This is a genomic window from Chryseobacterium sp. CCNWLW53 (genome assembly GCF_037083525.1).
Lineage (GTDB): Bacteria > Bacteroidota > Bacteroidia > Flavobacteriales > Weeksellaceae > Chryseobacterium > Chryseobacterium lathyri.
The window spans coordinates 763,628-788,148 of record NZ_JBAOJR010000003.1 but is presented as its reverse complement, the minus strand read 5'-3'; the positions used below and the strand labels follow the sequence as shown (position 1 = coordinate 788,148).

General features: G+C 37.7%; 23 protein-coding genes. 7 read left to right on the top strand and 16 right to left on the bottom strand.

The genetic code is table 11. The features are described from left to right. The first annotated feature begins 174 nt into the window (after window positions 1-174). The 3 genes from V6R96_RS12735 to V6R96_RS12725 are packed head-to-tail and all read left to right on the top strand — an operon-like array spanning window position 175 to window position 2,185. A complete protein-coding gene (locus V6R96_RS12735; RefSeq protein ID WP_111956878.1) occupies window positions 175-1,350 on the top strand; it encodes a thioredoxin fold domain-containing protein in 1,176 nt (391 codons plus the stop codon). Beyond that, window positions 1,351-1,974, top strand: a complete 624-nt coding sequence (locus V6R96_RS12730) for a DUF3575 domain-containing protein (protein ID WP_336378741.1) — start codon at window positions 1,351-1,353, stop codon at window positions 1,972-1,974. Window positions 1,975-1,978: 4 nt separating this feature from the next. Next, window positions 1,979-2,185 (top strand): hypothetical protein, encoded by a 207-nt coding sequence (locus V6R96_RS12725; protein WP_072921985.1) that lies wholly within the window; start codon window positions 1,979-1,981, stop codon window positions 2,183-2,185. Between the two features lie 106 nt (window positions 2,186-2,291). Here V6R96_RS12725 and V6R96_RS12720 read toward each other — a convergent pair whose 3' ends face one another. Beyond that, window positions 2,292-3,488 (bottom strand): DUF1343 domain-containing protein, encoded by a 1,197-nt coding sequence (locus V6R96_RS12720; protein ID WP_336378742.1) that lies wholly within the window; start codon window positions 3,486-3,488, stop codon window positions 2,292-2,294. 4 nt (window positions 3,489-3,492) lie between these two features. Between V6R96_RS12720 and V6R96_RS12715 the strand changes: the two genes are divergently transcribed. Together V6R96_RS12715 and V6R96_RS12710 are read left to right on the top strand one after the other, a co-directional pair. Next, entirely contained in the window at window positions 3,493-4,722 is a 1,230-nt protein-coding gene (locus V6R96_RS12715; RefSeq protein ID WP_111956874.1) for an FtsX-like permease family protein, read from the top strand. Window positions 4,723-4,943: 221 nt separating this feature from the next. Next, window positions 4,944-5,927, top strand: a complete 984-nt coding sequence (locus tag V6R96_RS12710; RefSeq protein ID WP_223559914.1) for a PLP-dependent cysteine synthase family protein — start codon at window positions 4,944-4,946, stop codon at window positions 5,925-5,927. A 67-nt stretch (window positions 5,928-5,994) separates the two neighbouring features. Here the strand turns inward: V6R96_RS12710 and V6R96_RS12705 are convergent, their stop codons facing one another. The 3 genes from V6R96_RS12705 to V6R96_RS12695 are packed head-to-tail and all read right to left on the bottom strand — an operon-like array spanning window position 5,995 to window position 7,787. Continuing rightward, on the bottom strand, window positions 5,995-6,522 hold the full coding sequence (locus tag V6R96_RS12705; protein WP_223559915.1) for a hypothetical protein: 528 nt from the start codon (window positions 6,520-6,522) through the stop codon (window positions 5,995-5,997). Window positions 6,523-6,566: 44 nt separating this feature from the next. After that, window positions 6,567-6,869, bottom strand: a complete 303-nt coding sequence (locus V6R96_RS12700; protein WP_111956868.1) for a chaperone modulator CbpM — start codon at window positions 6,867-6,869, stop codon at window positions 6,567-6,569. A gap of 3 nt (window positions 6,870-6,872) precedes the next feature. After that, window positions 6,873-7,787 (bottom strand): J domain-containing protein, encoded by a 915-nt coding sequence (locus V6R96_RS12695; protein ID WP_336378743.1) that lies wholly within the window; start codon window positions 7,785-7,787, stop codon window positions 6,873-6,875. Window positions 7,788-7,880: 93 nt separating this feature from the next. On the opposite strand from V6R96_RS12695, the gene V6R96_RS12690 reads away from it, so the two are divergent. After that, the gene (locus V6R96_RS12690; RefSeq protein ID WP_111956864.1) at window positions 7,881-9,080 is read left to right on the top strand and encodes a dicarboxylate/amino acid:cation symporter; all 1,200 of its coding nucleotides are present in this window, start codon (window positions 7,881-7,883) and stop codon (window positions 9,078-9,080) included. 202 nt (window positions 9,081-9,282) lie between these two features. Here the strand turns inward: V6R96_RS12690 and V6R96_RS12685 are convergent, their stop codons facing one another. Together V6R96_RS12685 and V6R96_RS12680 are read right to left on the bottom strand one after the other, a co-directional pair. Continuing rightward, window positions 9,283-9,666: a DUF779 domain-containing protein gene (locus V6R96_RS12685; RefSeq protein ID WP_111956862.1), complete on the bottom strand. Its 384-nt coding sequence runs from the start codon at window positions 9,664-9,666 to the stop codon at window positions 9,283-9,285. A gap of 432 nt (window positions 9,667-10,098) precedes the next feature. Next, window positions 10,099-11,628, bottom strand: coding sequence for an aldehyde dehydrogenase family protein (locus V6R96_RS12680; protein WP_336378744.1), 1,530 nt, complete (start codon window positions 11,626-11,628; stop codon window positions 10,099-10,101). A gap of 180 nt (window positions 11,629-11,808) precedes the next feature. Between V6R96_RS12680 and V6R96_RS12675 the strand changes: the two genes are divergently transcribed. Then, window positions 11,809-12,741 (top strand): helix-turn-helix domain-containing protein, encoded by a 933-nt coding sequence (locus V6R96_RS12675; RefSeq protein ID WP_336378745.1) that lies wholly within the window; start codon window positions 11,809-11,811, stop codon window positions 12,739-12,741. A 70-nt stretch (window positions 12,742-12,811) separates the two neighbouring features. On the opposite strand, the gene V6R96_RS12670 is transcribed toward V6R96_RS12675, so the two are convergent. From V6R96_RS12670 to V6R96_RS12625, 10 genes are all read right to left on the bottom strand, one after another. Then, window positions 12,812-14,140: a hydroxymethylglutaryl-CoA synthase gene (locus V6R96_RS12670; RefSeq protein WP_336378746.1), complete on the bottom strand. Its 1,329-nt coding sequence runs from the start codon at window positions 14,138-14,140 to the stop codon at window positions 12,812-12,814. Between the two features lie 149 nt (window positions 14,141-14,289). Then, window positions 14,290-16,800, bottom strand: a complete 2,511-nt coding sequence (locus V6R96_RS12665; RefSeq protein ID WP_336378747.1) for a M1 family metallopeptidase — start codon at window positions 16,798-16,800, stop codon at window positions 14,290-14,292. A gap of 11 nt (window positions 16,801-16,811) precedes the next feature. Then, complete coding sequence (locus V6R96_RS12660) at window positions 16,812-17,042, bottom strand: hypothetical protein (protein WP_111956852.1); 231 nt, start codon at window positions 17,040-17,042, stop codon at window positions 16,812-16,814. Between the two features lies 1 nt (window position 17,043). After that, the gene (locus V6R96_RS12655) at window positions 17,044-18,366 is read right to left on the bottom strand and encodes a serine hydrolase domain-containing protein (RefSeq protein WP_336378748.1); all 1,323 of its coding nucleotides are present in this window, start codon (window positions 18,364-18,366) and stop codon (window positions 17,044-17,046) included. A gap of 197 nt (window positions 18,367-18,563) precedes the next feature. Continuing rightward, window positions 18,564-19,358, bottom strand: a complete 795-nt coding sequence (locus V6R96_RS12650; protein ID WP_336378749.1) for a thymidylate synthase — start codon at window positions 19,356-19,358, stop codon at window positions 18,564-18,566. 164 nt (window positions 19,359-19,522) lie between these two features. Next, window positions 19,523-19,963, bottom strand: a complete 441-nt coding sequence (locus tag V6R96_RS12645; RefSeq protein WP_336378750.1) for a hypothetical protein — start codon at window positions 19,961-19,963, stop codon at window positions 19,523-19,525. Window positions 19,964-20,122: 159 nt separating this feature from the next. Beyond that, window positions 20,123-21,469 carry an alpha-amylase family glycosyl hydrolase gene (locus V6R96_RS12640; protein WP_336378751.1) on the bottom strand — a complete coding sequence of 449 codons (1,347 nt, stop codon included), beginning with the start codon at window positions 21,467-21,469 and terminating at the stop codon, window positions 20,123-20,125. A 423-nt stretch (window positions 21,470-21,892) separates the two neighbouring features. Further along, window positions 21,893-22,483: an IS1096 element passenger TnpR family protein gene (locus tag V6R96_RS12635; protein ID WP_111956848.1), complete on the bottom strand. Its 591-nt coding sequence runs from the start codon at window positions 22,481-22,483 to the stop codon at window positions 21,893-21,895. Window positions 22,484-22,617: 134 nt separating this feature from the next. Continuing rightward, window positions 22,618-23,649, bottom strand: coding sequence for a cell wall metabolism sensor histidine kinase WalK (locus V6R96_RS12630; protein ID WP_111956847.1), 1,032 nt, complete (start codon window positions 23,647-23,649; stop codon window positions 22,618-22,620). A gap of 46 nt (window positions 23,650-23,695) precedes the next feature. Next, window positions 23,696-24,373: a response regulator transcription factor gene (locus V6R96_RS12625; RefSeq protein WP_336378752.1), complete on the bottom strand. Its 678-nt coding sequence runs from the start codon at window positions 24,371-24,373 to the stop codon at window positions 23,696-23,698. Window positions 24,374-24,521: the final 148 nt, after the last annotated feature.

Sequence of the window (24,521 nt, the reverse complement as noted above, 5' to 3'; positions counted from 1 at the left end):
GTAAAGAAACTTTAATAACAAGTTTATAATTTTGAAAGTAATTACAGGTTAAACCAATCATTTTATTTAAGGCCCCTAACAGTCTTAAAGTTCGTTAATATAGAGCATACTAAGTCAAATTCATCCTCTATTTTTTGGAAAATAACTATCTTCGCCTACAAATCTAATTTGAAAATGAAGAAGATCATCTCCGGGGTATTTGTTTTCTGCTCTGTTGTTATACTGGCTCAGGAAGCCATACAGTTCCAGGAACTACCTTTCAAAGACATTATAGCAAAGGCAAAAAAGGAAAAGAAACTTGTTTTCATCGATGCTTATGCTTCCTGGTGTGGACCGTGCAAGATGATGGAGAAAAATGTATTTACCCAGAAGCCTGTAGGAGATTATTTCAATACCAACTTCGTCAATGCCAGATTCGATATGGAAAAAGGTGAAGGAAGGGAAATTGCCGCCAAATATGGTGTACGCTCCTATCCCACTTATCTTTTCCTGAATGGTGAAGGCGAGCTGGTTTCTCAGAATTCCGGTTATATGGAGCAAAGCATGTTTGTGGCCATGGCTCAGGATATTAATTCTGCAGGTAATAAAAAAGGTTCTTTAAAAGAACGTTTTGCCAATGGAGAGAAAGACCCGGAATTCCTGATCAACATTATGAAACTGAACTCCTCCTCAGATTACGATTTTGCTAAAAAAGCTTCCGAACGGTATTTTGAAAACAAAAAGAAAACAGAAGAAATATCTAAAGAGGAAATAGGTTTCCTGTTATTTTTTGTAAAGTCGACGGAAGACAGTAACTATAGCACGTTTACATCAAGAAAGGCTGAAATTATTAAATATCTGCCGGAAGAAACTTACAATGAATTTGACAATCAGCTGAAGCTTTCAAAAATTGTAGAACAATCTATTGATGATAAAAATAAAAGGATCAACGACGAGTATTTCATGAAAACGGCTGAACCGTTAGTAGGAAAACAGCTCGCACAATCCAAACTGAACCAGACGAAACTCAGCTATTATGAGCAGAATGCCAATTTCCCTGAATTCGAAAAAGCAGCTTTGGAATATTATAAAAACTCCGATGCATTTGAGCCTAATGAACTGCTGAGAGCAGCGTGGGTATTTAGTGATCACATCAAAAATCCAGCATCACTAAAGAAAGCCTCGGAATGGGCAGAAAAATCTGTAATGCGTGGCGAAACATCGGAAAACACTTACATTCTTGCCAAGCTTTATTTTCTTACAGGGAATAAAGAAATGGCCAAAAGCTACGCAGAAATGTCTAAACATATGGCCGTTCAGACCAATAAAGACTCCAAACTCGCAGAAGAATTATTGAAACAAATAAAATAAATGCTAAAACACAAATTTCTTACCGCATCTATCACACTTCTGTCTGCTGCAATGTTGACAGCCCAGGAACAAGAACAGGAAAAAAGTCTATATATCAAAGGAAATGCACTTCTGGCTCCAATTGGACTCATCAATATTGGTCTGGAAAAGCAACTGACTTCAAAGATTACAATGCAGGGCGACGTTCTGGTATCTCCCTGGAAGTCTTTTGCAGGACATGAATTTCAGTATTATTCTGTTTCTCTGGAAGGAAGATATTATTTCAATGAAGCATTCAGCCATTGGTATGTAGGAGCTAATATTGCAACCTCAGCATTTGTACTTCAAAAATGGAACTATTGGAAAGATACACCATATATAAATGATAAAAATGAAGTATTCACATCATCAAACTTATATCAAAAAGGCGTATCATTTATATTAGGAGTAACAGGCGGATATCAGTTTAAAGTATCTGACCGCTGGAATATTGATGTATATGCAACGATAGGTACATCACAGGACTTCTATAAAGGGTATGACCGTACCACCGGACAGCGGTATGAATCAGCCAAAAAATTTAATAAAAGCGGAGAAATCCTTCCCTACAGAGGAGGTGTCATGATTTCTTATAAACTAAAATAACAGCATGAAACTGTTCGGAAAAAATCATATTATTATTTCAGTGATCACTTTTGTGATCCTTTTTTTAATGAATTATATCGGAAATGACCTGCCCGACAAGCTGGAAAGAGCATTGATGACAGCTTTTGCCGGAGTTATAGGATTATCTCTTGGGCTTTTCATCCTAAATAAAGGTAAGAACGATAAAAACCCTCCACAGAATTTTGATTGATATCAAAGTGAATGGTCAATTGTGAATTTGGCTTTATCCGTGAATTTTATGATCTATAGGTTCACAATTGACAAGGCAAAGCTAAATTCACAATTGACTTTTAAACTCAGTCTTTATAAACAATATACTTACGGCGGATCTTTTCGAATTTCTCCAGATCATTTTTCCATGAAGCTTTGATTTCCTGAATTGATTTTCCGGCTATGATCTGTTTTCTGAATTCATCTGTTCCGGCCAGCTTATCGAAGAACAAATTCTCCAGGAAGAAGTTCTGCTTTGGATTCTTATAGCCTTTATAAGATTTAATCAGCCATTCAAGATTCAGTTCTCTAAGATCTTTCGGATAGGCTGAAAGATCTTCACCGTAACACAATTTTCCGTTTAGAAAAGGATCTTTTGCTCCAAAATTAGGTTTTGGTGTAAACTGATAAGGAAATCCCTGCGTCCATGGAGAACCATAGACCTGGAATGGCAGATCAGTACCTCTTCCCACAGAAACCTGAGTTCCCTCAAAAAAACATAAGCTCGGATATAGATTGATAGATTTATCATTAGGCAGATTTGGGGAAGGCTTATCTAAAATCGGGTAACGTTGATTTTTATGGTAATTTTTCATAGGGATCAGGGTATATTTTGCCTGAACTCTATTTTTCAGCCACTTTTCGCCATTCACCATTTTCCCGTACTCTCCTATCGTTAATCCATAGACTACAGGAACTTCATGCATTCCTACAAAACTTGACCATTTTTTTTTCAAAACAGGTCCGTCTGTATAACCATCATGTGGGTTCGGACGGTCCAGCACCATTATTTCTACATTATTTTCGGCTCCAGCTTCCATCAGATAGGCTAAAGTTGAAATATAGGTATAGAACCTGACACCAACGTCCTGGATATCAAAAACAACAATATCAATTCCTTTTAACTGCTCCGGTTTTGGCTTTTTGTTGTTTCCATATAAAGAAATAATCGGAATTCCTGTTTTGGTATCCACTCCGTTCTTTACTTTTTCGCCTGCATCTGCATCTCCTCTGAAACCATGTTCAGGAGCGAAAATCGCCTTAATCTTGATATTATTTTTTACCAGAAAATCTACGACATGGTTTTTATCACTCATCAGTCCGGTCTGGTTGGTGACCACTCCGATGGTTTTATTTTTCAGCAGAGGAAGATAAAGCTCAGATTGATCTGCACCGGTTTTGAAATCCGGCTGATCTTGAACCTGAGAATAATATTGGTTGAATACACCTAAAAAAATTAGGCAAATAAGAAGTAAATTTTTAATTTTGAAATCTAAATTCATAAGCTTGAAATTTCCTTTATATTTCTCTAGAAAAATAGCGTTTTCCAAAGATAACAAAAATAACCTTTCAAGAGTTATCATCTTCATCGGCAGGCTTTCTGTAGCTTTGGGGATCATTGTTTCTTTGATTACCGTATCTACGGGCTTCGGCTCAAAGAAAGCCATCAAAGAGAGGCTGGCAGATTTCAGCGGACACATTACAGTACGGTCTACAAGATCTAATTCTTCTTACAATACCTCTGTTCTTGACAATCAGGGACTGAACATTCAGAAAATTAAAAATCTTCCGGATGTAGAAAGTGTTCAGAAGTATGCAACAGTAACGGGAATTATGCGTAATGAGCATAATTTTTCAGGCATTATATTTAAAGGAATTGGAAAGGATTTTGACAGTCTGAGGTTCAAAAAATTCTTGGTTGCCGGTACTACTCCTAAAGTAACAGAGAATGGCTTTAACAATGATGTAACTATTTCACAGAAGATTGCTAATGATCTTCACCTGAAAGTAAATGACAGTATTGTTACCGTATTTTCAAAAGCAGATCAAAAGCCGATCTACCGTAAATTCAGGGTGATAGGAATTTATAAAACTGATATTAAAATGATTGACGAGCAATTCGTCATCGGGGGAATCAATCATGTAAGAAAAATTCAGGAAATGAAGCCTGATGAAATAGGTGGTCTTGATATATTCTTTAAAAATGTAAATGACATCGACAAAGATTTTCCGGAAATTGAAAAACTGATCGGCTATAAAAACTATGCTGAAAAAGCAACGGAAAAATTTCCGCAGATCAATGACTGGATCAGTATTTTCGACACCAATATTGCCCTGATTATCATCATTATGCTGATTGTGGTTGTTATTAACATCATTATGGTTCTTTTAATTCTGATCATTGAAAGAACTAATTCTATCGGCCTTCTAAAAACGCTGGGGGCAAGCAATTCACAGATAAGAGCTACGTTCATCAATTATACACTGATCATCATGATCCCGGGGCTTCTGTATGGTAATGCCATAGGTCTGGGTTTGATTCTGATTCAGAAATTCTTCGGCATCATTAAACTTAATCCTGAGAACTATTATGTAAGTACGGTTCCGGTAGATCTTAATCCTGTTGCCATTATATCTATTTCACTAGGAATTTTGCTTATTTCCGGACTGGCTTTGATCGTTCCGAGTTACCTGATCAGCAAGATATCTCCGGTGAAGGCGATTAAGTATAATTAAAAGTGAAATGTGAAGGAGTCCATTGTCAATGACAAAACAGTGATCAATTCTATTTTATTTAAAAAATTCATCATTTGCGATTCACCATTCACTTTATACAATTATTACAATTAACCCATTTCAATGACCTTAGTAAAAATTCATTATTAACAATTCACCATTCACATAAATCACACAGCTAATTTTTAAAGCCTTATCTTTGTACCGCTTATAAAACATTTATGAAATACGCAAAAAATATTCTTGAAACGATAGGAAACACCCCTCTTGTGAAACTTAATAAAGTATTGGGAGAAGATTTTCCTGCTCTGGTTTTAGCAAAAGTAGAGACATTCAATCCTGGGAATTCTGTAAAGGACAGAATGGCCCTTAAAATGATAGAAGATGCCGAAAAAGACGGCAGATTAAAACCTGGAGGAACCATTATTGAAGGAACTTCCGGAAATACGGGAATGGGGCTGGCTCTTGCTGCCATCATCAAAGGCTACAAATGTATTTTTGTAACCAATTCCAAACAGTCAAAAGAGAAATGTGATATCCTTCGTGCTGTAGGAGCAGAAGTTATCGTATGTCCTACTGATGTGAAACCTACTGATCCGCGTTCTTATTATTCAGTTTCCAAAAGACTGGCTAAGGAAACAGAAAACGGATGGTATGTGAACCAATACGACAACTTATCGAACAGAGCGGCTCATTATGAATCTACAGCTCCGGAAATCTGGGAACAGACAGATGGAAAGCTTACGCATTTTGTAGCGGGTGCCGGAACAGGAGGTACTGTTACGGGCTGCGGAACATTCTTCAAGGAGAGAAATCCCAATATCAAAGTAATTGGTGTTGATACGTATGGTTCTATTCTGAAGGAATTTCATGAGACCGGTGAGCTTCATTACGATCATGCTTATACGTACATTACGGAAGGAATTGGGGAAGATATTATTCCTGAGAATTATGACATGTCTGTTATTGATCATTTTGAAAAAGTAACGGATAAAGACGGTGCTATCTACGCCAGAAAACTGGCTAAGGAAGAAGGGATTTTCTGCGGATATTCTGCAGGAAGTGCAATTGCTTCTCTGATCCAGATGAAAGATCAGTTCACGAAAGATGATGTGATTGTAGTTCTTCTTCACGACCACGGTTCAAGATATGTAGGAAAAGTCTACAATGACGAGTGGATGAAGGAAATGGGTTGGTTGGATTAATCAAAAACGAAGAAGGTAAATTTATCTTTATATAAATAAAAAATCAGAGCGTTTTGCTCTGATTTTTTTATTGTTTGATGTTTTTCTTTATGGTCTGTTTTAAGCTACTGTAATCTCCTTTACTCATTGATTTTTCGGGAAACATATAATTGTATTTTCCTTCCAATGCAATAAATGAATTATTTATATCATATACTTTGAAATCTTCCCACTTGCTTAGCTCTTCCTGATGATTAAGATTAACGTTAAAAATATCATCATTAAAACGGATCTCATAGATTTCAGAATCTTCCAGAGATTTCAGATAACGGTTAACCTCTTTTTTCCACCGGGAAACCTTGTTGATGCTTAAAGAAAGATAAACCGTACAAAGCAGGAACAAAAAGCTCACGAAATATAGAATCCCAAACTTTTCTTTGCTTAAATCATCTTTAAAACAAAACAGAATCAACAGAATTAATCCTACAACTGCCGTAGTAACGGTTTTTCCTTTGGTAGTCTGTGAAAAAAACAAACTTCCTTGGTTACCGCTGAAATAAATTTCCTCGAAATCCTTTCTGTTTATATTTAATTTAATGATTTTCTCTCCATTCATTTCTCAGAAATATTTAATTTGTTTTTAAAGATTACAAAACTAAATCAAATATCTTCATATTGGTCACTTATTGCAGAAAGTTTATTCAGTAAATCACGATTTTTTCTCTTCAAATCTTCCATTTTCCGAAGCATATCATGAATAACTTCCAGACCGGGAAGATTAATTTCCAGATCATAATGCCAGTTGGTAAACCTTTCAAAAACAGGCAGGTCTTCATACAGTAAATACCGGACATCATTCTCTGTTTCTACATGCAGTAAACCCTCGTCTACCAATTCATCAAAAAAAGTGATCTCTATATTGTATATTTTTACGAGTTCTTCCCGTGATATTCTTTCATTCATGGCTTAGGAATTTTTAAGTTGTTCAAAAAGTTCTTTCTGCTTGTCTGTCAGATGGGTCGGCAGCTTCACCTCATACGTCACAAAAAGATCTCCGGCCTGCCCTTCTTTCTTATACACCGGAAAACCTTTTCCCTTCAGCCTTACCGTTGTTCCGTTCTGTGTTTCCGGCTTCACTTTAAGGTTAACGCTTCCGTCCAGTGTAGTCACTTTTACGTCGCCTCCTAAAACAGCGGTATACAGATCTATTGAAGCCTTGGTTTTCAGATCATCTCCTATTCTTTCAAAATTAGGATCTACGGGGATATTGAAAGTAATATACAGGTCTCCGTTTGGACCACCATTAAAACCCGGGTTTCCGTGCCCTTTCAGTTTGATCTGCTGTCCGTCATATACCCCCGCCGGAATCGTAATTCTTACTTTTTTACCGTTGATATCAAAAGTCTGCGGATGAGTCTGGGCAGCATCTTTTAAACTTAAATTTAATTCAGCATGAACATCCTGTCCCTTGAATTTTCCTGAAGAACTTCCCCTTGAGCTTCTTCCAAAACCACCACCGGCACCGCCAAACATACTTTGGAAAAAATCTGAAAAATCTTCTCCCTCACCGAAATCAGCACCGGAAAATCCACCGCCGCCATAGTTCTGCTGCTGATACTGTCGTTGCTGTTGCTGAGCTTTTTCATACTCTTCACCGTGTTTCCAGTTTTCCCCATACTTATCATATTTTGTACGGTTTTCAGGATTACTGAGAACTTCATTGGCTTCATTCAGTTCTTTGAATTTCTTTTCAGCTTCTTTGTCACCCGGATTGAGATCAGGATGAAGCTTTCTCGCCAGTTTACGGTAAGCTTTTTTAATGTCATCCTGTGTTGCGCTTTTATCTACGCCTAAAATTTTATAGTAATCTATATAAGCCATAGAAACGATATTTACTCAAATTTATGAAATTTGAGTCTGAAAATTATATAAGAGAGTGTTAAAAATAAACCTATCTTTGATAAAAAGCATTGAATGAAAGAGGTACTGAACAACTACTCAGGAATTATACTTTTACTCTTAGGAATTGTTGCAGGAAGCATTATAGGTATTACTGCTCCCAATATTGTGGAATATGTTAAACCTTTGGGAGATATCTTTCTGAACCTCCTTTTTGTGAGTGTAGTACCGTTGGTATTCTTCGCTGTTTCCAATTCTATTGCGTCGCTGGAACAGCAGTCTAAATTTGGAAGAATTATTTTAGTAATGTCCTTTACTTTTCTGTTTTTTATTTTGACAGCAGCCATTTTTACGATCTGTGTCGTTTATGTATTTCCAGTTTCCGGGATTTCCGGCAGTTCTGAAATCATTTCTGAAACGGTTAGTGAAGACAGTTGGGGAAACAGGATCGTAAGCTTTTTTACTGTTGGAGAATTTACCCAGCTTTTTTCAAGACAAAATATGCTGGCTCTTCTTATTTTTGCTTTTATGACCGGATTTGCAGCCCGCAAGGCCGGAGAAAAAGGACAGCCATTCAGGGTTTTTATCGCTTCCGGATATGAGGTAATGAAAGAGCTTCTTTTATTGATCATGAAGCTTGCGCCTATTGGTCTTGGAGCTTATTTTGCCTATCAGGTAGCCACTTTGGGACCTCAGCTTTTTGGCTTTTATGCTAAACCTTTAGGACTTTATTATATTGCAGGAATCGTTTATTTCTTTGTCTTTTTTTCCCTGTATGCTTTTATGGCGAACGGGCAAAAGGGGATCAAAAGTTTCTGGACAAATGCAGTCTACCCCACTCTAACTGCTCTGAGTACCTGCAGCAGTTTTGCGACCATGCCGGCGAATCTTCAGGCTGCCTCGAAAATAGGTATTCCGAATTCCATTGCCAACCTGGTTATTCCAATTGGAACCACATTGCATAAGAACGGATCTTCCATGTCATCCATTATCAAGATATATGTTGCTTTTCTGATCATTGGGAAAGACTTTTTTGACCCTGCAAATTTATTGCTGGCACTAGGAATCACTGTTTTTGTAAGCATTGTAGCCGGTGGAATTCCGAACGGCGGGTATATTGGTGAAATGCTGATGATTTCGGTTTATAAACTGCCACAGGAAGCTATTCCGGCTGTGATGATTATTGGGACGCTGGTGGATCCTTTAGCTACGGTTCTTAATGCTGTGGGAGATATAGTCGCTGCTATGTTTGTGAACCGGTTTGTCAAGGTCTGATGGGATAAAGAGAAAAAGAATAAAGAACAAAGAGAAAAGAATAAAGAGCAGATATAATACATATTTATACGATTGGTTCAAATCTATACTTATAAATCCTCTTGATCTGCGATAGTTTAAATAATTATTTTCTGAGTGATTAAGTTGATCTGATATGTCTTCTCTAGCCGATTGTTTCAAAGGTCAGTTGATAGTCAATATTCTATTCGCTACGTTTTACTGGTTCCAGATGTTCATATTCTTCTTTGGTGAAAAGTCTGTACTGGACTTTGAATGTCTTGCCTAAAGGAGTTTCCAGAGAAAAACCTCCCGGACCGAATCCATCTGTGACATCCAGTGTAAAGTGGGAATATTTCCAATATTCAAATAAATCGCGGTCTATCCAGAATTCATGACCGTTGATGGTTCCTATCATAGCATCATTCATTCTCGGAAAAAATCCGCCTTTCTCAAAGCATTGTGGCTGAGTGCCTTCACAGCATCCGCCGGCCTGATAAAACATCAGGGGGCCGTATTTATCTTCCAGTTGATAAATAACATCAAGCGCTTTTTCTGTTGCTGATAATCTGGATATTGTCGCTTCCATTTCTTTCTTTTTAAACGAGTTGTTTCTATTAAGGTACGAAGATTAATTGATCAACTCTTTCTCTTAATATATTTTTTAATCGCAAAGGCAAAAAAGTTTTTATCTCATGCTGTTTTAGGACGCAAAGATTTTATCTATGATACAATTGTATACTGCTGTCATTTTGAACAATTTTACATGTCAAATCGTAAAAATTATCATCAGCATATGGTCCTCTGCTTTACCTCAAATCTCTGATTTTATTATGTATTAAAATGCAAACTGTAATTCCAGAATAATGGCTAAGTTTTCGCGTGAGGGATTGGAAGGGCGGCGAGGAACGAGCCGGTGCGGAATGAAATGGAGCACCGAAACAAAGTGAAGCCCTGGAAAAGCCCGACCGTTTTGCCCCGGCTCTGCCGGGGCAAACGGGCACGCCCTAATATTTAAAAATTAAAAGAAACCTAATTTGTTTTTGTTGTAGGAGATCAGCATATTTTTGGTCTGACGGTAGTGGTCAAGCATCATTTTATGATTTTCTCTACCGATTCCCGACTGCTTATACCCTCCAAAAGGCGCTCCTGCAGGATAGGAATGATACTGATTCACCCAAACTCTTCCCGCCTGGATCTGGCGCGGAACATTGTACAGCTGGTGTGCATCTCTTGTCCAAACTCCTGCTCCAAGACCATAGATGGTATCATTGGCGATTTTTACAGCTTCTTCTTCATCTTTGAAAGTCGTAAATGCCAGCACAGGACCAAAGATCTCTTCCTGGAAGATTCTCATCCTGTTGTTTCCTTTGAAAATGGTAGGCTGGATATAGAATCCATCTTCTAAGTTTTCTCCTACATTGTTTACGTCACCACCTACAAGAACCTCAGCTCCTTCTTCTTTTCCTAACTGAATGTAAGACAATATTTTATCTTTCTGGATCTGGGAAGCCTGGGCACCCATCATCACGGTTTTATCAAGCGGATTTCCTACTTTGATCGCTTTTACTCTTTCGATTACTTTTGCAATGAATGCGTCTGCTATATCTTCCTGTACCAACAGTCTTGAAGGACATGTACAAATCTCTCCCTGATTAAGGGCAAAAAGAACAGCTCCCTCAATTGCTTTATCAAGAAATTCATCATCAGCATCCATTACGGAACTGAAGAAAACGTTTGGAGATTTTCCGCCTAGCTCAAGGGTTACCGGAATAATATTTTCTGTAGCATACTGCATGACAAGACGTCCTGTAGCTGTAGAACCTGTGAATGCTGCTTTTGAAACTTTAGGATTAGTCACTAAGGCTCTTCCCAGCTCCGCTCCGAAGCCGTTGACAATATTAATAACACCTGCAGGCAGCAGATCGCCTATAATTTCCATTAAAACCAAGATGGAAACCGGAGTACTTTCAGCGGGCTTTAATACAACACAGTTCCCTGCAGCTAAAGCCGGGGCCAATTTCCATACGGCCATCAATATTGGGAAATTCCAAGGGATGATCTGGGCAATTACTCCCAACGGTTCGTGAACGATCAACGAAACAGTGTCTTTATCCAGTTCGTTGTGAGAACCTTCGTCTGCACGGATCACGGAAGCAAAATATCTAAAATGGTCTATAGCAAGAGGTAAATCGGCAGCCAGCGTTTCTCTTACCGCTTTCCCGTTGTCGATGGTTTCAACAATGGCAAGGTATTCAAGGTTCTGCTCGATCCTGTCTGCAATTTTGTTTAATATAACGCTTCTTTCTGTAGATGAAGTGTTTTTCCAGGTTCGGAATGCTTTGTCTGCGGCATTTACGGCCAGCTCCAGATCTTCTTTGGAAGAGTGTGCTACTTGGGTAAAGTTTTTACCATTCACCGGCGAAACTACATTGAAATACTGTCCGTTTACCGGAGGTGTAAATTTACCGTCAATGTAATTATCATATTTGTTTTTGAATTCAGGCCACTGAAAAGCGGTTTCTGATTTCGGTTCTGTCATAGTGCTCATATTAATGTAATTTTATTTTTTTCGTAATGCCAAATTACATTTCCAGATGAAAAAGTGATAGCACAATCGTGTAAAAAAATATCACAATAGTGCAGATGGTTAATTTTATAATTTTATTAACAACAGTCTAGGGCTAAAATTTATATATTTGAGTAATTGGGTCTTACAAAATGTTTAGAAATGAATAACAATAATAAATTTTTATTAAATACTCCTGAATTAAAGAAGGAGAGCCAGTTATTGAACCTTGTTGAAAACCAGACAAAATTCAATCTAAACAACTGTGAATTTAACATTTATGAAACCCACAAAACAGCTTTCGGTGTGAAACTTCACTTTGAAAACATCGCATTTACAGCAATGCTAAGGGGCAAAAAGCATATGAAGCTGGATAATAAAACAAATTATTTTGATTATTTTCCCGGTGAAAGCATTCTCGTTGCACCCGGTGAAACCATGGTCATTGATTTTCCTGAGGCAGACGAATCTCCTACCCAATGTATTTCTTTAAGCCTTAATCCTGAATTTATAGAAAATTCGCTTAATTATTTAAATTACAGTCTTCCCAAAGTGGATGAAACTTCCCAATGGAATATCAAGCTGGATGAATTTTTCCTGTTTAATAACAAATCCTTAGCGTCTGCTACCAACAATATCATGAGGATTGCAATGGACGACAATTCCCAGAAGGATATCATGGCAGATTTTGCTTTGAAAGAACTTTTGATCAGACTTATGCAGACGCAGGCCAGAAGCATGGTTGAAAAAAATATTGCTAAAAATAAATCCAGGATAGGTTTTGCCGTTGATTATATCCGTAAAAACCTGCATCAGAAGCTATCTATCGACAGTATGGCAAAACTGGCTTATGTAAGCAAGTCCAATTTCTTTAAAATGTTCAAAGATGAGCTGGGAACTTCTCCCAACGATTTTATCCTGCAGGAAAGGATCAACAGAGCAAAGGAGTTACTCGCAGGGCAGAACAGCATTAAGGAAACTGCTTATCAGACAGGATTCTCGGATACAAATTATTTTACTAGAGTTTTCAAGCATCTGGTAGGTGTTACACCGAAAAATTATCAAACCTCATCAGTATTTTCTGAACATTATTAGATCATAAAGTAATATTTTAAATAAAAAAGCATTCCCAAAACGGAATGCTTTATACCTTATGAAAATAAGTTTAATCTTTATAATGATAATATCTTGCTCCTTTCAAAACAGGATTATCAGTTTCTACTGAGGTCAGTCCGAAACCTTTATAATTTTTATTAACGGAAGTCTGAAGCTGTTTTCTATGAAGTTTTTCATAGGTTTCAAAATCAACTGCCGTTCTGTTTTTTAAATTTTCAAATAAATTCCATTTGGCAGCCGCAGTTTTCCAGTTTTTGGATATTTTTCCGGCAAAAACTTTGGATTTCGAGCCGCTTCCGTATCCTAAAAAGCCTATTTCTGCACCTGCCAGCTCTTCTCCTTTGTCAAAAGCAACCTGTATTGCAGAAAGGAATGCCATAAAGATGGAAGCTGTATACATATTCCCTATTTCTGAGGAGGCCCGCTGAGACCTTTCGATCTTTTCACTGATAAAATTGAGATAGTCTTCAGATTTCGCAACCGTTTTCTGCTCGTCAGAAGTTTCATAAGGAAGTCCCTTTTCCAGGCTATAAATTTCTGTGAAGACTCTTTTTCCGTGGAAGGCATACGGAAGATGGAAAATAAGGTATTTCCAGGCTTCATAAGGCTTATCTTTTCCTGTAATTTCTTTATAATGCTGGTAAGCTTCCCTGATCCTGTCCTGATAGCATTGGTTTGAATACTGCCCGTCAAAAACCGGCTCATCCGTAAAGATCTCAATTTTATCCGGGAAAGTTTCGGGAGCTGAATTCAGATCTTCTTTGCTGTAGCCTCTTCTTGGTTTAAAAAAGTCAAAAACACCTTCGGTAGCTACTCCCCAGTTATTTTCAATCTCCAAAAGATCCGGTTTTGATGAAACAAGCAGGGCCACTGCACCTCCTCCCTGGGTATATTCACCAGAAGAAGCCAGCTCGTATTTGGCATAATCGCTGGCGATAACTACTGCTTTTTTATCGGGATTCACCCTTACAAAGTCAAGGGAATTATGAAGGGCATCTACCGCTCCGATACAGGCGAAAGTCATATCCACCACATCGCAGTTCCTGAAACATCTTTCGCCAAATTCTTTTTCCAGAACTTTCTCTATCATCTGCATGGCATAGGAAGCCGTAGGTTTTGCAGCATCCAGGGCACTTTCAGTTCCCAGATAAATCCTGGCTATATCTTTAGGATTGAGATTATGATCTCTGATCAGTTTCAACAAAGCTTCTGCTGCAAAGGTAGCGGCATCTTCATGAACATCAGGAAATCCCATTTTATGCAGTCCTAATCCTTTTTCCAGTTTTGCGGGTTCAATTCCTCTTTTTTCCGCCAGGTCTTTGATTTCTAAGTACAAAGACGGCACATAATAGCCCGCAGCCTCAATTCCAAAAGTCATTTTATTCTTAATTTTTATACGAATTTATAAAATGATGTTTGAATAAGCCCTCATTTCTAAGGCATAATTTGTCTTTTAAATACAAAAATCATAAAAAAACCGCTGTTCGATACAGCGGTTTTATATTCTTGTCAATTTTAATGATCTGTTTATTTAAAATCTTCAATCGCTTTATTGATGGCATCAATCTGTTTGTTGATGCTTGCAGCATTCTGAGGATTCTGTCTCAAAAGTTCCATTTTTTTACTTAAACCGTCTTTCAGCATCTGGGAAATCATCATTTTTACCTGAGGATTATCTCCCATTTCACCTTTTGCATGGCTGATTATTTTGGTAATGTTCTCAGTAGCTTTTAGATTATCTGAGCTCATAATCCAGTTATATCCTTCTTCTGCAGATTTACCCAATTCCGGATTCTGGAACTTAATAAATGGATAAAAGGCTACAAGCGGAGTGATATTGGACATCTGTGAAGTTACTTTATTCTTTACAATCACCGGAAGCAACTGGCTCAATAATTCGTCTGAAGCCCCTTCAAGGTCAATTTTATCCGCCAGTGTATTAGCTTTTGACGGGTCAATAGCTACAACAGCGCTTAATGAAGTTCCTTTTACAGCATTGGAGACAGCGTTTACTCCTTTTTCAAAAATTGGAAGATATTTTTTATCCTTAGTTTTAGCCAATGCGGAAATGGCAGCAGCCTGAACTAATGTTTTCGGGTCGTTAGAGGCTAATTTTTCAACATCTGCCCCCAAAGCCTTCATCTGTTCAGGATTTGAAAGATCCATCAACTGGAGCGCTTTGATTCTTGTTCTGAAGTAAGGATCTTTTAACGCAGCAGCCAGTAATTTTGTAGCAGCAGGGTTTTTGCCTACCTGATCTTTTATAGCGGATAAAGCTTTATATCTGCTCTTAAATTCTTTGGAGTTGGTGAACTGCAACAGGTTCTGCTCCGGAGTTTTGGTGTCTGTGATATCTGCCAGTAAAATTCCGTCTGCGTTGATGTTCACAAGATCAGGAGTTTTGGAAACATCAAAGTTAAATGTATTCTTCGCTTCAGCATTTACCCATACGTTATATCTTTTCGGCTTCCCGTTGTCATACACATCGATAGCAAGAGGAAACTCAAAAGGCTGCTCCTGTGTCTGGTTGATCGTTACGGCCACCTGCTTTTTTACCGGCTCGAAAGTAAATGAGTAATTGATCTTTGGGTTTCCGCTTCCGAAATACCATTGATTGAAGAACCAGTTCAGGTCTTTCCCTGAAACTTTTTCAAAGGAAAGTCTTAATTGGTGTGCTTCTCCATTCTGATACTCATTGGTTTTCAGATAGTCGTTCATTCCGGCAAAGAAAGCATCATCACCGAGATAATTTCTCAGCATGTGAAGAATTCCACCTCCTTTCTGATAGGTCACAAGATCAAAAACATCTTCACGGGAATCGTAATTGAATCTCACGAGGTTTTTCTTGAAATCAGCAGGATTGTGGATATACATATTCACATCGGTCATCTGGTGGTAGTCTGCCTGGTCTTTTCCATATTTATATTCATTCCAAAGGTATTCGGAATAATTCGCGAAAGATTCGTTTACGGTAAGGTTGCTCCAGCTTTCTGCCGTCACAAGATCCCCGAACCAATGGTGAAATAATTCATGGGCAATGGTATCTTCCCATTTGTTTTCATCGATCAGCTGCCCCGGCTTCTGAAGGATATCGCTTCCATGTAGGGTTGCTGTTGTATTTTCCATGGCACCACTCACATAGTCTCTTCCTGAGATCTGTGCATATTTTGCCCAAGGATAATCATAACCCATCTTTTTGGAGAAAAACTCGATCATTTCCGGAGTATTTCCGTAGATCTGTTTAGCATAAGGTTCGTATTCTTTTTCGATATAATAATCTACCGGAATATTTTTCCATTTATCTTTAACGATGGCATATTCTCCTACGCCCATGAAGAACAGATAAGTGGCATGTCTTTTATCCATTACCCAATGGTCTGTTCTTAAATTATTTCCTTCTTTCTGTGAATCTTTTAGAATTCCGTTGGAAAGCGTTACATATTTATCAGGAACGGTCATATAGATCTCCTGGGTAGTCTTCTGATTCGGTTTATCGATTGTTGGGAACCATGCAGAAGAAGATTCTGTTTCCCCTTGTGTCCAGATTTGTGTAGGCATATCCGGATCCTGTCTCTGTGCATTGACGAAATAAAGACCTTTGGCATCATTGATGGCCATACTTCCTTTCTGTTTTACTTCATTAGGTCGTGCGGTATATTTGATGTACACCGTATATTCCTGATTTTTCTGATAGGTTTTGTCCAGATTGATTTTCAGGATGTCATCTTTATATTCATATTTCAGAGGTGATCTTTTTCCGTTGTTGTCAAGAGCTACTTCATGAATCAGCATTCCTTTTGCATCAAGTGTCAACTCATTGGAAGGGTAGAAATACGGAGAGGCTGTCAGCCATTCTTCCCCTCCCATCTGTTCTTTCTGATAATCAAAATTGACTTTAAGCTTAGTATGTTTAAGTTCCGTTACTTTCGTGTGTGTGGCTCTGTAAGCCTTTTCCCTTCCTGAAGTTTCGGTCTGTGCTGATACGTTCGCGGAAAAGAAAATTCCGAGTATAGCAATGGACAAAATCGCCTTTTTCATGTATTACTGTATTATTTTTTAGAATTATTTTTTGTTATTATATCAAAAATATCATTAACTAAGGTCTCGTAGTCTCCTTTTTTGAGCTGTTCCTTGGTTTTGGCAAAAGCTTTTTTCAGTTCACTTTCGGGGTTTTCATCATCAACGATCTCTGCCGAAGCTACACCTTTCAGTTGTAGAACTGCATTTTGAAGTGCTGCAAGGTCTGCATTGTCTTCTGTATTGATTTTTAAATATTTCATTTTATTGTTTCTTAAAGGTAAAATTATTGGCTCCTTGTGAGAAGTCCATAGTTCCTTTCTCAGCATTGAACTTCATTTTAATGCCTGCCATTTCAAACTTAAATTCGCTTTCAGAGACTGCTTCCAGTGGAAATGCGCCCTGTCCTGTAGCCTGCCCCATCAGCTTTCCTTCTTGCTGAAATATTTTTATATCCAATGGAAAGCCTTCTGTCTTGTAAAGCCCTTCATATTTTTTCAGAATTTCAGCTGCTACAGAAACTTCTTTAAAATTAGGCATTTTAAAATCTTTTCCAATAGCTGTCTGGATCATTTTGATCGAAATATCGTTATTATCATAGTCTGATTGATTGGTGATGGCACTCACTGCTACTTTCAGCTCAGGAAAATAATACAGTACTGATCGGAACTGATCAATTCCCCCGTTATGTCCATACCCCGAATATTTTTCAAAAGGTACCTGTGCAATTCCATAGCCATAGCCGTCGATAAAATTTTTCATCCGGGAAAGGCTGGTTTTATTGATGAGCTTTCCGTTTTCCAGAGCAGTGATAAACTTCAGAAGTTCTGTAGGGGTAGAAATGATATTTCCTGCACCAACAGGAATGCTCATATCTGTTTCCTGCCACGGCTGATAACTTCCACCGGAGTAGGTATAAGAAAGGGCCTGGTTTTTGGAAGGATCAATCTTTCCGCCCACTTCCGTCAGTGTTAACTTCAGAGGATTTGTAATTTTAGCCTTAAGCAACTGTGCATAAGTTTTTTTATAGACCTTTTCCAGTATAAAGCCCAGCAGAATATAATTTGAATTGCTGTATTCATATTTTGTTCCCGGAGAAAAGTCGCTTTTATATTTTTTGATGATTGACACCAGGGATTGTTCTGTCTGAGCTGTTGTATTATAGCTCCAGTACTCCTGTTCATCCGTTAGATTATGAATTCCGCTTCGGTGCTGTAAAAGATTTTCGAGGGTAATTTTATCTGCATTTTCTATTTCCGGATACCAGGTGGAAAGTTTAACATCGAGGGATAGTTTTTTTTCTTCAACAGCCTTCATCACAAGTACTGCGGTAAATGTTTTGGAAATAGAACCTATTCTGTATTGGGTATTGATATTGGCTTTCTGCTGTTTTGCAACATCGGAGAATCCTGTAGTTTTCAGAAAAGTAGATTGTCCGTTTTCTGCAATAGCAAAACTTCCCATGACTTTATGATGAACAGAAAGTGAATCAAGATAATCCATTAATTTCTGTTTATTTGCACTTTGAGAAAATGCCATACATGAAATACTTGCTGTCGCCACAAAAAACAGTCTTTTCAGAATCATATTATTAATTTTCCAATCAGTAGTAAAATTAAGGATTCTGTTACAACAGTACGTACCGGAAAGTTATCTATAGTCTTCAGAAGAAATCAAGATTTCTCAGTTGTGACATCATCTTATGTTCATCTTTACACAAACTGTCTTTTTTTGAGATAAAAAAAGTGAAGACCTTGCTTCACTTTTATATTTCATACGATTAATTAAATTGCCACAGGAGCTTTGATTCCCGGATGCGGATCATAATTTTCCAGGGTAAAATCTTCAAAATTAAAACTGAAAATATCTTTTACCTCAGGATTCAGCTTCATAACCGGAAGTGGTCTAGGTTCTCTGGAAAGCTGCTTATTGACCTGTTCAAAATGATTGTTATAAATATGAACATCTCCGAAACTATGAATATAATCTCCTACTTCCAGATCGCAAACCTGAGCCACCATCATCAGCAACAAGGCATAGCTTGCAATATTAAACGGTACTCCAAGAAATACATCAGCGCTTCTCTGATATAACTGCAGCGACAGTTTTCCATCTGCTACATAAAACTGGAACAAAGCGTGACATGGCGCAAGGGCCATATTGGGTATTTCAGCGGCATTCCAAGCGGAAACGATCAGTCTTCTTGAATCGGGATTCTTTTTGATCTGGTCTATTACTTCAGTGATCTGATCTACTATTTTTCCATCGGCTCCCTGCCAGCTTCTCCACTGTGCGCCGTAAACAGGTCCCAGATCACCGTTTTCATCAGCCCATTCGTCCCAGATGCTCACTCCGTTGTCGTTGAGATATTTGACATTAGTATCGCCATTCAAAAACCAAAGCAATTCATAAATAATAGATTTCAGGTGTACTTTTTTTGTGGTCACCATCGGAAAGCCTTTTGACAGATCGTATCTCAGCTGGTACCCGAAAACACTTCTGGTTCCCGTTCCCGTTCTGTCCGTCTTGTCTGTTCCATTGTCTAAAATATGCTGTAAAAGTTCCAGGTAGTTCTGCATTTTGAGAGTGCTTTTTATGGTTCAAATTTAGAAAAATTTAAACGATTTACGGGTATCATGGATCATAAAAAAGCATCCATTTCCATGAATGCTTTGTTTATTAGAGTCTTTGATCTTCAATCAAAAGAAGTAAATTTTACCTTCAAAATTCAAACAGGATAATTCTACCAGATATGCTGAATAGTCTGGACCATGTTATTAATGGCAAAAGTCTCCCCCTTTTTTTTCCCTGACATGGCTTTCACAAGGGGTGATTCTACAGAAACTGTCATCACTTTTTGTTTTTCAGAAGTAATTTCGCCCACAGATACAGCAACATAAAACAAACCTTTATCTGTTTTGACCAAAGCTCCGATCTGAGCTTTATCTGAAGGTTCAACTGATATTTTTTGAATAACAGATTGCTGATTTAAAGATTCATTAAGCTGCCGCTGAAGGTTATTGATTTCCTGCTGAAGCATTTCGCGGCCTGTTTCATATTTGTCGCCCATGGAACTTTTGGTATCATTATTAGAAGCGCGGGTTTCTGCAATCAGGTTTTCAAAAGATTGTATTTTTTCTGTAAGCTTTGCTTTTATGATGTTTAATAATTCCTGTTTGTTCATATCATGAAGTTTCGTGTAAATTTTGGCTAAAACCGGTTACAAATATGCATAAAATAAGCGGGCTAAAGCCCGCCCCTATTGAATATTTTAGAAGATTAATATTCTTTTAAAAATAAAAGGAATATAAATATTTCTGATTTTTAATGTTTAATTTCTGATTTATTTTTCAAAAACTGCATAGTCTGAAACTTTGAATGTGAAATCTTTCCCGCTGTCAAAATCTCTTTTGGTCTTGTCAAAAACATTACGGAAAACTCCTGAAAGATTCTGGTCCTCAATGGTAAAGTTTACAGGTTCTTTTGACATGTTCAGGACTACCAACACTTCATCTTTTCCGTTCTTTCTGACGTAAGCCAGAATTTTGTCGTTGGCTGTGGTATTTAAAAGATAGGTAGATACGTTGCTATCTCCGCCTCTTAATGCAGGATTGGAGGCTTTCAGTTCCAGCAAAGTTTTATAAAATTCTGCCATCTGGTAGGTATTGGTCCATTTGATGACATCTTTTTCAAAAAATTCAAGCCTTTTCATATTGGGAAGTTCCTGGCCTGAATATAACAGGGGAATACCATTCCATGTTGCAGAGAATACAGCCATAGGTTTGGTTATTGCTCCATACTTTTCGTATTCTGTTCCGTTCCAGGAATTTTCATCATGGTTGGCTGTAAACCAGGCTCTCATGGAAGCATCTCCGATATTGGAATATTTTTGCAACAAATCTTTAAGTTCCTGAAGAGGCTCATTTTTCTTATAATAGTCTGCAGATTTATGCATCCATTTCCATGAATAGCTTGCATCAAATACTTTTCCGTATTCGGGGCTCTCGATTTCATCAAATTCTCCCAGCCAGAAAAGAGGCTTTATTTTTTCGACTTCCGGGCGTGCCTGCTGCCAAAAATCCACTTCTACCCAAGAGGCAAGATCGCATCTGAAACCGTCAATTCCCGTTTCCTTTACCCAGAATTTCATGGCATCTATCATCGCCAATCTCATTTCCTGGTTTTTGTAATCCAGCTCAATAATATCATCCATTCCTGAAGCAATATGAAATTTTCCATCAGGATCTTTCAGATAGAATTCCGGGTGTGTTTTTGTCCAGACATGATCCCAGCCGGTATGGTTGGCCACCCAATCTATGATAACTTTAAAACCCAACCGATGGGCCTCGTTCACCATATGTTTGAAATCATTCATGGTTCCAAATTCGGGATTAATGGACGTGTAATCTGAAGCTGCATACTGGCTTCCAAGGCTTCCCTTTTTGTTTTGCTGGGCAATGGGGGTTATGGGCATGAACCACAGGGTTTTGATTCCCATTTTTTTCAGACGTGGCATTTCTTTTTCAAATGCTTTAAATGTCCCTTCCTGTGTATATTGTCTTAGGTTTACTTCGTAAATATTGGTCGTGTGCTTCCATTCCTTCGGCAGATCCATAGTGTTTTGAGTGTTTTGAGTGGCACAGGAAACAATTCCCAGGCCAATTATTGCTAATAGAATTGATTTCTTCATTCATCTATTTTTAGCAAAAGTAAGGAATGTTTTTTTGTTAGAAGCAGAGAACGTGAAGAAGTGAGAAAGGTAAAATGTGAATAGTCAATGGTGAATTTTGCTTCGCAAAGTAATTTAAGTTTGAAAAAGTGAACGATGAATAAGAGGCTGTTTAGATTTTTAAAATCTCGCAGATTTAACAGATTGCGCAGATTTTTATAACTGAAATAAATCTGGTCAATCTGCGAGAGGAATATGTTTCTTTAATAATTATTCTGCACCAGAATTTTTATTGAATAAAATTTAAACAGGTTCTAAGAAATTTTAAAAATTACAGATCTTTAAAATTCATGATTCACTTGCGAAGCAAAATTCACAATTTACCTGCAACAGCTGACATAAAAAAGCCCCGGACAGAATCCGGGGCCTTATATTGTTCAGATGTTATCTTTCATCATCGTTATCATCATCCTCTTCGAAAACATCGTCATCGTAGTTTTCTTCTTCTTCATCATCGAAACTGTCGTCATCCTCATCTTCAAAATTTGTACTTCCTCCAAAGTCATCCTCGAAACTGAAATCATCATCCATCAATGGCATTGCTGATCTTTTCTTGGATCCTCCGCCTTTGCTTGGTGCCTTTAACGGAACGTTTCCAAATCTGTATACCGTGATAGGATAATTAACTCCTTTTGTTTCTTCGATGATTTCTACAAGCTCACAATACAGTTCCCAAAGATCAAGAAGCCCATACTGGAACTGAGCTTTGTCGCCTACATTTCCAAAAGCTTCATCAATGTACACGTCCGACATAATTTCGCCATCACCATCGTCACTCATATCTTCCAGGGGAACGCTTTTAATTATTGTTCCGTCGTCTTCCAACATATTAAAAGTGGAAAGTTCGTCTCCTTGCAGACTGAACGCACTTTTAATTCCCAAATGTAAGTTCCATAGTGATTGTTTTCCCTTTACTTCAATATCACGGAAAATATCCTCTTTCGCATCTAATATTACGCGGATCTTGTAAACCATATCAGTTTCTTAAATTACTTTTTTGCCTTAATTATTATGATAAATCTCTGTTGCAAATATATAATAAATGACATGTGACAAAAAAATATTTCAGGATTTTTTAAAATATTTTTTTTTCTTACATTTTACCAGAATTATTTGCTTTTTTCAAGCATGAAACTGAATTTAGTGCCTTCAAGATAGACACTTTCTACGGTAATATTTTCGTTATGGGCTTCCAGAATATGCTTTACAATAGCCAGCCCAAGGCCGGAACCACCTTCTCTCCTACTTCTGCTGGTTTCGACACGGTAAAATCTTTCAAAGATTCTCGGAAGAGCTTCAGCTTTAATTCCCATTCCGTTGTCGATCACCTCAATCAGTACCTTATTTTTAAGAACACTGGTTTTTACGGCTACTTTTGCTTCCTGCCTGTTGGCATAATGAATGGCATTGGAAATCAGGTTAATGAAAACCTGTGAAATTTTCTGCTTATCGGCATCTACAAAAATCTGTGGATGAAGGGTCTGGATCTGCAGGGTGGCATTATGTTTTTCTGCTTCAAATTCAAGAAGCTCAAAAATTTCTTTGATCAGAAGGTTAACATCAAATCTTGATACCGTAATACTGATTTCTCCTGCCTCAAGGCGGTTGATCATATCCAGGTCTGTAACGATTGCGATCAGCCTTTCTACGGATTTATCTATCCTTTCCAGATATTTATCGCGGATGGTAAGATTGTCAACACCTCCGTCTCTGAGGGTCTCTACATATCCCTGAATGGAAAACAGCGGTGTTTTAAGCTCATGGGAAACATTTCCGATATATTCTTTACGGTAGCTTTCCATTTCCTTCATCATATCGATTTCCGTTATCTGCTGCTGGTTAAGATCGGAAAACCTCTCACCCAGTTCTTTAATGGTAATATTCTCGTTATTGTCATGAACAATTTCCTGCGGAAGCATTTGTGAAAGACCGCGAACCTGCTTTTTCCCGTAATAATTGAAAAGAAGCTCGAGGACCACATAATTGATCATAAAAATGAGGATGAGGCAGGTAAAAAGGCCAATCTTAAAAAAAGGTGTCTGGTAATAGATATCCTTCAGTGAATCAAAGATGATCACTAAAAGAAACATCACCAGTGTCAGAAGACACGAGGCGACGAGTGTAAGTCTGTAAAATTTCAATTTTACAAGTTTTTATAGGTTTATGTAAAGGTAGGAATTTAAAGTATTAAACGATAAGCTTATACCCGATTCCTTTTAATGTCTGGATGGTATTAATTCCCAGTTTTTCTCTCAGTCTTCTGATGTGGACGTCAATTGTTCTTTCTCCTACGATCACATCATTGCCCCATACTTTTTCCAGAATTTCTTCTCTCTTAAATACTTTTTCAGTATTTGAAGCAAGAAGATAAAGCAAATCAAACTCTTTTTTAGGAAGAAGGAACTGCTGTCCGCTTTTGGAAACTCTGAAATTGTCTTTGTCGATCACTAAATCACCAATTTCAATCAGTTTAGCATTATCAGAAACCTGAGAAGTCAGCTTCAATAAAGCATTCACTTTAGAAATCAGAATTTTCGGCTTGATCAGCTTTACGATGTAGTCATTGGCTCCGGCCTGAAATCCTGCCAACTGAGAGAATTCTTCGCTTCTTGCAGAAAGAAAGACAATAAGTGTTTTCTGCAGCTCTTTTACTTTACGGAGTTCCTGGCAGGTTTCGATACCATCTTTTTCGGGCATCATAACATCTAACAGAATAAGATCGGGAATGATCTCTTTGGCTTTATCTATTCCTTCGTTACCGTTTGTGGCTGTATAGATATTATAGCCTTCTTTTTCCAGGTTGTAAGACAGAATCTCTAAAATATCCAGTTCGTCGTCTATTAAGAGTATTTTCTTTTGGTTCATTTTCAATTTTTACAGAGTCAAAGTTAATAAATTTTAAAGCACAGATGAACAAATCTATTATCGTTCATATAAAGTTAACAATAACCTGCTTTTATTAATGTTTAGTTAAAAAAAAATTAAAACAACCTAAACCATTTACCCCACTAAT

What these genes read in the sequence shown, in the direction of transcription:
- V6R96_RS12635 (WP_111956848.1), bottom strand. Translation starts at nt 22,483, where the DNA reads ATGGTTTACAAGATCCGCGTAATATTAGATGCGAAAGAGGATATTTTC.
- V6R96_RS12680 (WP_336378744.1), bottom strand. Translation starts at nt 11,628, where the DNA reads ATGAGCACTATGACAGAACCGAAATCAGAAACCGCTTTTCAGTGGCCT.
- V6R96_RS12725 (WP_072921985.1), top strand. Translation starts at nt 1,979, where the DNA reads ATGAAACTGTTCGGAAAAAATCATATTATTATTTCAGTGATCACTTTT.
- V6R96_RS12730 (WP_336378741.1), top strand. Translation starts at nt 1,351, where the DNA reads ATGCTAAAACACAAATTTCTTACCGCATCTATCACACTTCTGTCTGCT.
- V6R96_RS12670 (WP_336378746.1), bottom strand. Translation starts at nt 14,140, where the DNA reads ATGACTTTTGGAATTGAGGCTGCGGGCTATTATGTGCCGTCTTTGTAC.
- V6R96_RS12720 (WP_336378742.1), bottom strand. Translation starts at nt 3,488, where the DNA reads ATGAATTTAGATTTCAAAATTAAAAATTTACTTCTTATTTGCCTAATT.
- V6R96_RS12665 (WP_336378747.1), bottom strand. Translation starts at nt 16,800, where the DNA reads ATGAAAAAGGCGATTTTGTCCATTGCTATACTCGGAATTTTCTTTTCC.
- V6R96_RS12650 (WP_336378749.1), bottom strand. Translation starts at nt 19,358, where the DNA reads ATGCAGAACTACCTGGAACTTTTACAGCATATTTTAGACAATGGAACA.
- V6R96_RS12690 (WP_111956864.1), top strand. Translation starts at nt 7,881, where the DNA reads ATGAAAGAGGTACTGAACAACTACTCAGGAATTATACTTTTACTCTTA.
- V6R96_RS12640 (WP_336378751.1), bottom strand. Translation starts at nt 21,469, where the DNA reads ATGAAGAAATCAATTCTATTAGCAATAATTGGCCTGGGAATTGTTTCC.
- V6R96_RS12655 (WP_336378748.1), bottom strand. Translation starts at nt 18,366, where the DNA reads ATGATTCTGAAAAGACTGTTTTTTGTGGCGACAGCAAGTATTTCATGT.
- V6R96_RS12625 (WP_336378752.1), bottom strand. Translation starts at nt 24,373, where the DNA reads ATGAACCAAAAGAAAATACTCTTAATAGACGACGAACTGGATATTTTA.
- V6R96_RS12735 (WP_111956878.1), top strand. Translation starts at nt 175, where the DNA reads ATGAAGAAGATCATCTCCGGGGTATTTGTTTTCTGCTCTGTTGTTATA.
- V6R96_RS12675 (WP_336378745.1), top strand. Translation starts at nt 11,809, where the DNA reads ATGAATAACAATAATAAATTTTTATTAAATACTCCTGAATTAAAGAAG.
- V6R96_RS12705 (WP_223559915.1), bottom strand. Translation starts at nt 6,522, where the DNA reads ATGAATGGAGAGAAAATCATTAAATTAAATATAAACAGAAAGGATTTC.
- V6R96_RS12710 (WP_223559914.1), top strand. Translation starts at nt 4,944, where the DNA reads ATGAAATACGCAAAAAATATTCTTGAAACGATAGGAAACACCCCTCTT.
- V6R96_RS12695 (WP_336378743.1), bottom strand. Translation starts at nt 7,787, where the DNA reads ATGGCTTATATAGATTACTATAAAATTTTAGGCGTAGATAAAAGCGCA.
- V6R96_RS12685 (WP_111956862.1), bottom strand. Translation starts at nt 9,666, where the DNA reads ATGGAAGCGACAATATCCAGATTATCAGCAACAGAAAAAGCGCTTGAT.
- V6R96_RS12660 (WP_111956852.1), bottom strand. Translation starts at nt 17,042, where the DNA reads ATGAAATATTTAAAAATCAATACAGAAGACAATGCAGACCTTGCAGCA.
- V6R96_RS12645 (WP_336378750.1), bottom strand. Translation starts at nt 19,963, where the DNA reads ATGAACAAACAGGAATTATTAAACATCATAAAAGCAAAGCTTACAGAA.
- V6R96_RS12700 (WP_111956868.1), bottom strand. Translation starts at nt 6,869, where the DNA reads ATGAATGAAAGAATATCACGGGAAGAACTCGTAAAAATATACAATATA.